This is a genomic window from Acinetobacter sp. AKBS16 (assembly GCF_002899995.1).
Classification (GTDB): Bacteria; Pseudomonadota; Gammaproteobacteria; order Pseudomonadales; family Moraxellaceae; genus Acinetobacter; species Acinetobacter baumannii.
The window spans coordinates 20,126-31,124 of sequence record NZ_POYH01000082.1; the positions used below are offsets into that span (position 1 = coordinate 20,126).

A 10,999-nucleotide genomic window follows, 5' to 3' on the forward strand; every position below is an offset into this window, starting at 1 on the left:
TGCGACAACAGATACCTCCGGTACAGCAGAGATTACGGCTACGTTTAAACCAGGCACAGATGTGGAAATGGCTCAGGTTGACGTTCAAAATAAAATCAAGGCTGTAGAAGCTCGCTTACCGCAAGTTGTACGTCAGCAAGGTTTACAGGTTGAGGCTTCATCGTCCGGATTTTTAATGCTGGTCGGGATTAACTCTCCAAATAATCAATATTCCGAAGTTGATTTGAGTGATTATTTGGTTCGAAATGTTGTAGAAGAGCTAAAACGTGTCGAAGGTGTAGGGAAGGTTCAATCTTTTGGTGCCGAGAAAGCTATGCGTATTTGGGTCGACCCGAATAAGCTTGTTTCTTACGGTTTATCGATTAGTGATGTGAATAATGCCATTCGTGAAAATAATGTCGAAATTGCACCCGGCCGACTTGGTGATTTACCAGCTGAAAAAGGCCAGCTCATTACTATTCCGTTGTCGGCTCAAGGGCAATTGTCTAGTCTCGAGCAATTTAAAAATATCAGCTTAAAAAGTAAAACTAACGGTAGCGTAATTAAGTTATCTGATGTTGCCAATGTAGAAATAGGTTCACAAGCATATAACTTTGCCATTTTGGAAAATGGTAAGCCTGCTACCGCGGCAGCAATTCAATTAAGCCCGGGTGCTAACGCCGTGAAAACTGCCGAAGGTGTTCGAGCAAAAATTGAAGAATTGAAGCTAAATTTACCGGAAGGCATGGAGTTTAGTATTCCTTACGACACCGCGCCGTTTGTCAAAATTTCAATTGAAAAGGTAATTCATACATTACTTGAAGCCATGGTTCTGGTTTTCATTGTGATGTATCTGTTTTTACATAATGTCCGCTATACGCTTATTCCAGCAATTGTGGCGCCTATTGCCTTACTCGGTACTTTTACCGTGATGTTGCTTGCCGGCTTTTCAATTAACGTACTCACCATGTTCGGTATGGTGCTTGCCATCGGGATTATTGTCGACGATGCCATTGTCGTAGTTGAAAACGTCGAAAGGATTATGGCGACTGAAGGATTAAATCCTAAAGATGCAACCTCTAAAGCAATGAAAGAGATTACCAGCCCGATTATTGGTATTACGCTGGTATTGGCGGCAGTATTTTTACCTATGGCATTTGCGAGTGGTTCTGTAGGGGTAATCTATAAACAGTTTACCTTGACCATGTCGGTATCTATTTTATTTTCAGCGCTATTGGCACTTATTTTAACACCGGCACTTTGTGCCACGATCTTAAAGCCAATCGATGGGCATCATCAGAAGAAGGGCTTCTTTGCATGGTTTGACCGTAGTTTCGATAAAGTCACTAAAAAGTATGAATTGATGCTGCTTAAAATCATCAAACATACAGTTCCAATGATGGTGATCTTTTTAGTAATTACCGGTATTACCTTTGCCGGAATGAAATATTGGCCAACAGCATTTATGCCAGAGGAAGATCAAGGCTGGTTCATGACTTCGTTCCAGCTACCTTCAGATGCAACCGCAGAGCGTACTCGGAATGTAGTCAATCAATTTGAAAATAATTTGAAAGATAATCCCGATGTAAAAAGTAATACCACCATTTTGGGATGGGGTTTTAGTGGCGCAGGACAAAACGTAGCTGTGGCTTTTACGACACTTAAAGATTTCAAAGAGCGGACTAGCTCTGCATCTAAGATGACAAGCGCCGTTAATACTTCTATGGCGAACAGTACGGAAGGTGAGACCATGGCCGTATTACCACCCGCTATTGATGAGTTAGGTACTTTTTCAGGTTTCAGTTTACGTTTACAAGACCGCGCTAACTTAGGTATGCCTGCTTTACTGGCTGCTCAAGATGAACTTATGGCAATGGCAGCCAAGAATAAAAAGTTCTATATGGTTTGGAATGAAGGGTTGCCACAAGGTGACAATATTTCTTTAAAAATTGACCGTGAAAAGCTTAGTGCACTTGGTGTTAAGTTTTCTGATGTTTCAGACATCATCTCTACATCAATGGGTTCAATGTATATCAATGACTTCCCTAATCAAGGACGTATGCAACAAGTCATTGTACAAGTTGAGGCTAAATCACGTATGCAATTGAAAGATATCTTGAATCTGAAAGTCATGGGTTCAAGCGGTCAATTAGTCTCGTTATCAGAAGTTGTAACGCCACAATGGAATAAGGCACCACAACAATATAATCGTTATAACGGACGACCATCTTTGAGTATTGCTGGTATTCCTAACTTCGATACGTCATCGGGTGAAGCAATGCGTGAAATGGAACAACTGATTGCGAAATTACCGAAAGGTATTGGCTACGAGTGGACAGGTATTTCGTTACAGGAAAAGCAGTCTGAATCACAAATGGCCTTTTTACTTGGTTTATCCATGTTAGTTGTCTTCCTTGTATTGGCTGCACTCTATGAAAGCTGGGCAATTCCACTTTCTGTGATGCTAGTTGTGCCACTCGGTATTTTTGGAGCAATCATTGCCATTATGTCTAGAGGGTTAATGAATGATGTGTTCTTCAAAATCGGGCTAATTACCATTATTGGTCTATCGGCAAAGAATGCGATTTTGATTGTTGAATTTGCGAAAATGCTGAAAGAAGAAGGCATGAGTTTGATTGAAGCCACTGTTGCCGCAGCCAAACTTCGCTTACGGCCAATTCTGATGACATCACTTGCATTTACCTGTGGTGTAATTCCATTGGTAATTGCTTCTGGTGCAAGCTCTGAAACTCAACATGCTTTAGGTACAGGAGTTTTTGGTGGCATGATTTCAGCAACCATTCTGGCGATTTTCTTTGTTCCCGTGTTTTTTATCTTCATTCTGGGTGCAGTAGAAAAGCTATTTTCCTCTAAGAAAAAAATCTCATCTTAAGTTCAATGCATCAGGGGAAATACTCAATTTCCCCTGATGCATTTTTACTGATCTGAATGAGAGAATATTACTAACTAATAAATGTCAGCCATTTGTGGTCTTTTGGGTTTTAAATTTATATAAAAAGTCAGGCTAGCCTATATTTTTTACAGCTCTAAATATTTTTTCAAATAATAACCTGTTAAAGATTTTTTTGCTGAAAGCAAACCGCTAACAGTTCCTGAGAATACCAATTCACCACCTTTGTCACCCGCCAAAGGACCAATATCAACAATCCAATCGGCTTGACTTATGATGTCTAAGTTGTGTTCAATCACAATGACTGTGTTGCCTTTCTCATCTAAGTTATTTAATAAACTAATTAGTTTTTCAGTATCAGAAGGATGTAGACCTGTACTCGGTTCATCCAATACAAAAATATTATCTGTTTCATTAATTTGTTTTGTGAGTTTTAACCTTTGACGCTCACCACCCGAAAATGTATTTAAGCGTTGGCCGATTGCAATGTAGTCTAGCCCCAAACTCATCAAAGAATTAAATTGTTGCTGTAAAATTCGATCTTCAAAAAAGTTGCTTGCTTCTGCAACCGTCATTTTTAAAATTTCAGCAATATTTTTATCTTTATAAAGATATTTTAAAACTTCAGGTGCATATCCAGAACCATGACAAACATCACATGTCATTTCAATATCATCTAAAAATGCAAGTTCAACCCTTTCGATACCAGATCCTTTACATTGAGGGCAAGCACCTTCACTATTAAAACTAAAGAGCTTGGCACTTACTTTATTTGTTTTTGCAAATAGCTGACGAATCGGATCAAGACGGTCAAGATAGGTCAATAAATTTGAGCGAATACTTGCAGTAATTGCAGATTGATCAACAACTTTTGTTTCAGGATATTGTTGTGGTAATACTTTACTTATTAATGTGCTTTTTCCTGAACCAGCGACTCCTGTAATAATGGTTAGACAGTTCTTAGGAATGTCGACATCAATATTTTTTAAATTGAATAAATGAGCATTTTTAATTGAAATCCATTCATTGCCCATACGTGGTTCTTTCTTATAGGTATTTGGCCTTCTAAAAAACGCATCTGTTAAACCTGATGAATTTTTTAATTCTTCAAAAGTTCCTTGGTAAATAATTTCACCGCCGTTAATACCAGAAAGAGGCCCCATATCAACGACATGATCAGCTGTTCTAATAAGATCAGGATCATGTTCAACCAATAAAACACTATTTCCCTTATCTCTAATTTTTTGAATAATTTTAATAATATTATCTAAATCTTTGGGGTGCAGGCCAATACTTGGTTCATCAAAAATATAGAGTAGGTCAACCAGACTATTACCCAAATGTTTAACCATTTTAATTCGTTGTGATTCTCCTCCCAACAATGTATTGCTGACGCGGTTAAGGTTTAAATAGCTGAGTCCAACGAGATTTAAGTTATTGAGTTTATTTTTTATTTCGTGCAAAATGGTTTCAAATTTTTCACTTTTTATCGATTCGAGAAACTCTAAAAGACTTGATACGGATAGGGCCGTACATTCCGCAATATTTTTACCATTAATTTTACAAGATAAGGATTTTTGATTTAGCCGTTGTCCCTTACATAAGGAGCATTCTTTGATTGTAATAATTCGCTCAAGTTTATTTCTATAACGATTTCTTTCCTGTGCTTCACCTTTTAAAAAGTTACGCTCAAATCTGAGAATTAGTCCTTCATAAAGTGCGGTTTTTCTCCATTTACTTGTCGGGTTTAAAGGTTTGTGCTGAGGAGCATACAAAAATAAGTCCCATTCTTTTTCACTATAATCTTTTAATTTTTTATCTAAATCAAAGTAACCTGAATCTGCATATCGCGTCCAACGCCATGCTGTAGGTTGATAAGTAGGGAAGTCTATAGCACCTTCTTCATTTAAGGATTTATCTAAATCTAATATTTTGTAAATATCAATTGTTTGCTCGATTCCAATACCTTCGCATTGTGGACACATGCCATTTGGGTGATTAAAAGAAAAGACATTGGAGTATCCAACAAACGGCTCACCCATACGTGAAAATAACAAGCGAAGATTGGCATAAATATCTGTAATTGTTGCAACAGTTGAGCGAATATTGCCCGTTAAAGGTTTTTGATTAATAATCACAGGTACATTTAAATTTTCAATTTTATCAACGTCAGTAACACCAAAATGTTGCAAGCGATTACGTACAAAACTATCTTGAGTTTCATTAATTTGTCTTTGAGCTTCTGCGCCAATAGTCTCGAAAACTAAAGAAGATTTACCTGAACCGGAGACTCCAGTAAAGACAACGATTTTATGTTTAGGAATCTTCAATGAAATATTTTTAAGGTTATTTTGTCTGGCACCATAAATATTTATTGTTCTTTTAGTCATGTGTGATCACTTGAAATCAAAGATTTAGCGTAAAGATAAGGTAAAATTGATGAGAAGGATGTATATGTTTCTTAAGAAAATAGTTTAAATATTTAACTTATAAGCCTTTTCCATATATCAATAAGCAATAAGGGCACTGAAGAACAAGTTTTATAAATAAACACATTGTATAAAATTCATGTTGTCAGATTTTGCTATCAGATTAAATTAGATTAATAGGGTTAAGGTTGACCCAAACAAGTAATAGAGAATTTCTTAAATTTGTTATGAATTAAATTAAATAAAGTTTTGCTGCATGTCTAGGAGTGAACATTGAACTAATCAATTTGTGGTGGATTACAGTAAAGGTCAAATGTAGCTAGAGCAACAATACAGAGTAGCAAAGCCTTATATATGGTAGGTTTCCAAATCTTTTATTTAACATAATATACATTATACGAACAGTTATATAGTTTCAACTAATCCCTAGTTATTTCTATCGTACATTTAACTCAACTTGTTAACTATGAAAATTAAATCTTAAATATTTCATAAGCTTACTTTGTTTTATGAATTTGAGTGAAAATGCAGTTTTTTAAATAATTTTTTAAAAACTAACTCAACTTGTTACTTCTTTCTTAGAATTACTTATCTACTCTTTCTATGCTCATTACCTCACATGAATTATCACTGTTAAATTTTAAATATATCTGTGACATGGCGAAATCCATAAAGTTTGAGCTTTGGAATTTACCTTTTTGATTCTTAGGGTTAGTCATCATCTGTAACCACTGAGTTAAAGAATAAAAATAACATTCGGCCATCCCCATAAGGCTGTGATCAAAAAAATGCATAATTTCTTTTTCCCATGAAAATTGAAAGGAACAAAAAATTTAAAAAGCCCAACTAGCTTACTAATCAGGCTTATTTAAAGAACATTTAAACTTTAAAGCGCAATATCAAACTCTGGGCTAGCTACTGTAGGCTGTAATCGAGCACGTTGCTTTTTAAAGTGTGGAAGAACGTGTTCACCAAGACGGTATGACTCTTCAAGATGTGGATAGCCTGCAAGAAAGAATAACTCTATGCCAATGCTATTGTATTCTTGAATACGCTCAATAATCTGTTGATAGCTCCCTACCAAAGCAACACCAGGTGGCACACCAATATATCCAAATCCAGACCAAACATTTGGATGGATGAAAAAGTCGCTAACATTTTTACTGCCATCTTTTTCGGCATACTCTTTTTCGAAGCTTAATACGCGCGCTGAGCGTAAACCCGCATGGGCTGCTGCCGCGTGTAAACGTTGCTTTTCAGCGGCTTCATCGAGAAAGCGCTGTGCCTCTGCCAATGCTTCTTGTTCAGTACGGCGAGCAATGGTATCGATTGATAGACCAAATTTTATATTTTCACGACCATACTTTTTTGCACGAGCACGTACGTCTGCAATCAATGCGGCAATTTCTTCTGGTTTTTCAGCTCGCATTAAATAATAGTCGGCATGTTTTGCTCCAAACTCGCGAGCAGCCTCTGAAGAACCTGCTGTGCAAATAATGGGAAGACTTGCTTTATTCAGTGGATATTTTAGACCACCGCCTTCTGCCGAATAGTACTTCCCTTTATAGTGAAATGAAGGATTATTCCAATATCCTTTTACAACATCTAGAAATTCTGTAGCACGTGCATAACGTTCATCGTGAGGTAAGTCATCGCCTACTTGACGTTGGATGACTTCCGAGCCGCCATTAATAATATTCCAAACCAGTCGATTACCCGTTGCACGCTGATAAGTTGCCGCAGTTTGTACAGCATTATATGGACTAAAATGATAGGCCTGAAATGCAGTCACAAAGTTAAGTTTTTTGGTTTCTCTTGCCAGCAATGAACATACTGTCCAAGGCTCTTCACCCGTTGGTGCATTCACCATGAGTGCACCAGCAAAACCATTAATTTCTGCTGCCCGTGCTACCTGACTTAAGTAATCAATATAGGTAAAATCGTCACCTACTTCATAGTTCGAAACCGCTCCAGTATTTTCAACATTTTCAATATTGGCCCAATCACCACGATTACGTGGGTCACCGGGTAAAAATTCTGTTTCGCCATGAAGCGGTAAACGTGTAAAAAATTCAATTCCCATTATTTTCTCCTTAAAGCAAAGCTTAGAATTTTGCAGTGAGAGAAACACCAACTTGACGTGGGTTTCCATAGGTTAAGACATATTGTCCAGCAGGACCATTTGGTCGCCCATGAACTTGATATTCTTCGTCTAGCAAGTTTTTAACGTAAGCATTAACTTGGTATTTATTATTTGCGCTGATATATCCAACGTTCGCGTTCCATAAGGTGTACCCTTTTTGACTCAAGATTGGGTCAACAGAATAATCTTGACGATTTACTAAGAAAAACTCACGGTCACGATATTTTGCATCTGTGCCCACAATAACTCGTGCTCCACTATCAAGATTAAAGGTATATTCACCCCCTAAACCGATGGTGTACTTTGGAGAACGAACCAAGCTGTTACCTGTATTGTCAGCATTTACGACATTGGTTACTGGGTTTTTATCAACAAAGTCGGTGTATTCACTGTCTAAATAAGCGCCTGCAAAACGTAGGCGTAAGTTATCAGTCGCTAAATAATCTAATTCTAATTCGGCACCTTTTACTTCTGCTTTAGGACCATTTGCCAGAACTGAGGTTACTCCTCCACCTTGTCCTTCTGTCGCAACCAATAAATTTGTTTGAATATCTTTGTAGTCGTAATAGAAAATATTGGCATTGGCCGTTAAATTGCCTTGTAACAAGCTAGACTTCAAGCCTAGTTCGTAGCTATTTAAATATTCAGGGTTAACATCTGCTAGTTGCGTCAGGCTACTAGAAAGTCCAGTGTTAAAACCGCCTGAACGGAAACCTCGAGCAAAACGGAAGTATGTGTTGATATCAGGAGTGATTTCATATTCTGGCGTAATATCGTAGGTCAGCTCATTCCATCTCTTTTTACGACTTGTTGAACCATTTGCATTAGGCGCTGGGTTATAAACCGCATTACTGTACCCATCCTTTTGCCACCAACTGCCTTTGGTGTAATCACCTGAGGTAATTTGAACAAGATCTAGATCAATATCTTTTTCTTCACTTGTCCAACGTAGACCACCTGTTACTTTAAATTTATCGGTAAATTTATAGGTACTGTTACCAAACAAGGCAAAACTTTGTGTCGTCTGATTATAGGTAATATCTCTAAAAGCTGGTGTTCCCGCAGTCTGAGCTGGAGCGCCATTAGGTAATGTTTTATTTACTCGCGCACTTACACCTGTTGAATCTAAGTCTTCATTAAAGAAGTGGAAACCTGCGATCCAACTGAGTCTTTTTTCAGCATCAGAAGAAACACGAAACTCTTGGCTATATTGGCGCCACTCATTATCGCTATAGCTTCTTGCTACATCGTAAGGCGTATAGTCACCATCAGAAATAGATTTTTGAGTGGTTTTATCAAACGCTGTAATGGATGTAAAAGTATGACCGCCGCCTAAATCTCCTGTTAAGGTGAGTGAAGCGCCATCATGTTGGATTTTATTACTTTCAGGTAAATCTAAATTTGTATCTCGGCCTTGTGGTCTTTCATAAACACCCCAGTATTTTCCAATACTTAAAGAGCCATTATTGCCAAGACCATTATAAGTTTGGCTATGTAGATTGACTAAAGCATTCCAATCATCATTAATTTTTCCTAATATCTGGAAGCGAAATGATTTTTTATCTACATCCCCGTAGTTTTCACCATTGGCTAAATTTTTTGCATAGCCATCGCGGTCTTCTGAATAGAATGCTCCTCGCACGGCAACGTTATCTGATATAGCCCCATTCACGGCGCCTTCAAAAGTACGAAGATTATGGTCACCTATTCCTATTGTTCCATAACCAGTCGGTTTATCTGTAAAAACAGGTTTTCGTGAAATGTAATTCACCGCACCAGCCGTGGTGTTTTTACCGTAAAGCGTGCCTTGTGGACCACGTAGAACCTCAATACGTTCTAAATCGAATAAATCTCCAGCACCAGCAACAGGCGCATTTAAATAAACCCCATCTGCATAAATACCGACTGGAAAAACTGTAGAGGCTGCAACATCGCCAGTTCCTAAACCACGAATATACCAACGTGGTCGGCTATCGCCATCTGGGTTTTCAGCTGCTGCATTGGGCGTATAAGTTAAAACATCGCCAATAAATGTTGAGCCTTTCGCAGCCAAATCTTTACCCGAAACTGCTGTAATTGCAGTTGGAACTTTTTGAATGTTTTGTGCACGATATTGTGCAGTAACGATGACATCGCCTAGTTTTTTTACATCTTTAGCATTTACCACTTGAGCTTGTTGCTCAGCAGGAATTGCATCAGCATCATCGTTCGCTAAAGCTAATGTCGAAACACTCGCCGTTACTCCCCACATAGCAGTTAAAATACTCTGCCTAATTTTTGTAACCTTAAACATGGTGACTCCATTTAAATAAATCAATTCTTATATTGGCAACTTCTATGCCATTTAATTTATGTAAACAATTTCAAATACTTAATAAAAATTTAAAAATAAAAATGATTCAATGCTGCTTATAGATAGACAGTCTGAAAGGTATTATTGTTGTTATTTCAACATTCACGATTTAACGTGTTTTATATCCGGTATTAATAATAAAGCCATACGGACGTATGGCTTTTTAAGATTCTTGGAAATGATTGATTAGTTTTAAAATTTATAACTAAATTGGCCTTGTACAGTCAGAGGTCGCATTGGTTGTAAAAACTCACTATTCGCTCCTGCCAAACCATTCACAAAATTTCGTTCATTGGTTAGGTTAAGAATGTTAAGGCCCACCGTCCACTGTGGCTGGCGATAATAAAGACCTAAGTCCAGATTATAGTTATTCGGTACTTTCACGGTTTGACTTAAGTTTGTGTACCAGTAGCTTGTCCACCATCCCGAAAGGTTAACCCCAAAACCAGACTGATGTTGGTAATCTACATAAGCACTTGCAGAGTATTTGGGAATTCCTGCTGCATCATAACGTCCGGCTTTACGTTGGTTTAAAGCGTTATTGTCTCCCCAAACCGTAGCATTGTCCGCATGAAAGCCAAATGGTGAAAAACTAGCAGGTATAATAGAGCTGTATTCAGCATCTAAATAAGTGAAATTGCCCCCAATCGCTATATTTTTTTGAGGTTGCCATCTTAATGATGACTCAATACCTTTTATTTCAAAGCGAGCCATATTTCCGTTCGTATCGGGCGATAAATCTCGTTTTTGTTCAAATCCACTTAGGGTTAAAAATAACTGGTCAGTAATAGGTTCATATTTAAATCCTACTTCTTTTAGCTCACTTTGACTGTCAAAAGCTAAAGGATTAAGTTGATTTCCAGCGCCCCAAATCAAGAAAGGCCCAAATACTCCCGTATTTAATGCCGTGCTTTTGTCATAAGTAAAATAGAGTGTGCTTTTCGCAGTAGGCTTAATAAACGTACTCAGTTGATAGCTCAATAGACTATATTTGTCACTCGAAGAACGGACATCTGTTGGGGTTAAAACAAGTGGGTTTTCAAGTTTTGCTCTTACAGAACTATGGTTAATACCTAAATTAATACCGAATACATCGTTAAAGGTAAAGTTTTGTTGAGTGAATACACTCAACGTATCCCAGAAACCAGAACCCGTATAGACAGCACCTCCTCCATTCGGTGGAA

4 protein-coding genes and 1 pseudogene are annotated in these 10,999 nt (G+C 37.7%); 1 reads left to right on the forward strand and 4 read right to left on the reverse strand.

What is annotated here, in order from left to right; all coding sequences use genetic code 11:
- Positions 1-2,872 (forward strand): multidrug efflux RND transporter permease subunit AdeB (gene adeB / locus C1642_RS14780; RefSeq protein ID WP_228153919.1); only part of this gene is annotated, 2,872 nt, incomplete at its 5' end.
- Between the two features lie 146 nt (positions 2,873-3,018).
- Here the strand turns inward: adeB and C1642_RS14785 are convergent.
- The 4 genes and pseudogenes from C1642_RS14785 to C1642_RS19620 all read right to left on the reverse strand — a co-directional run.
- Positions 3,019-5,280, reverse strand: coding sequence for an ATP-binding cassette domain-containing protein (locus C1642_RS14785; protein ID WP_103236509.1), 2,262 nt, complete (start codon positions 5,278-5,280; stop codon positions 3,019-3,021).
- A 925-nt stretch (positions 5,281-6,205) separates the two neighbouring features.
- Complete coding sequence (locus C1642_RS14795) at positions 6,206-7,402, reverse strand: LLM class flavin-dependent oxidoreductase (RefSeq protein WP_057076290.1); 1,197 nt, start codon at positions 7,400-7,402, stop codon at positions 6,206-6,208.
- A 22-nt stretch (positions 7,403-7,424) separates the two neighbouring features.
- The gene (locus tag C1642_RS14800) at positions 7,425-9,755 is read right to left on the reverse strand and encodes a TonB-dependent receptor (protein ID WP_005131896.1); all 2,331 of its coding nucleotides are present in this window, start codon (positions 9,753-9,755) and stop codon (positions 7,425-7,427) included.
- Positions 9,756-10,007: 252 nt separating this feature from the next.
- Positions 10,008-10,999 (reverse strand): annotated as a pseudogene (locus C1642_RS19620) (TonB-dependent receptor); the annotation flags it as partial.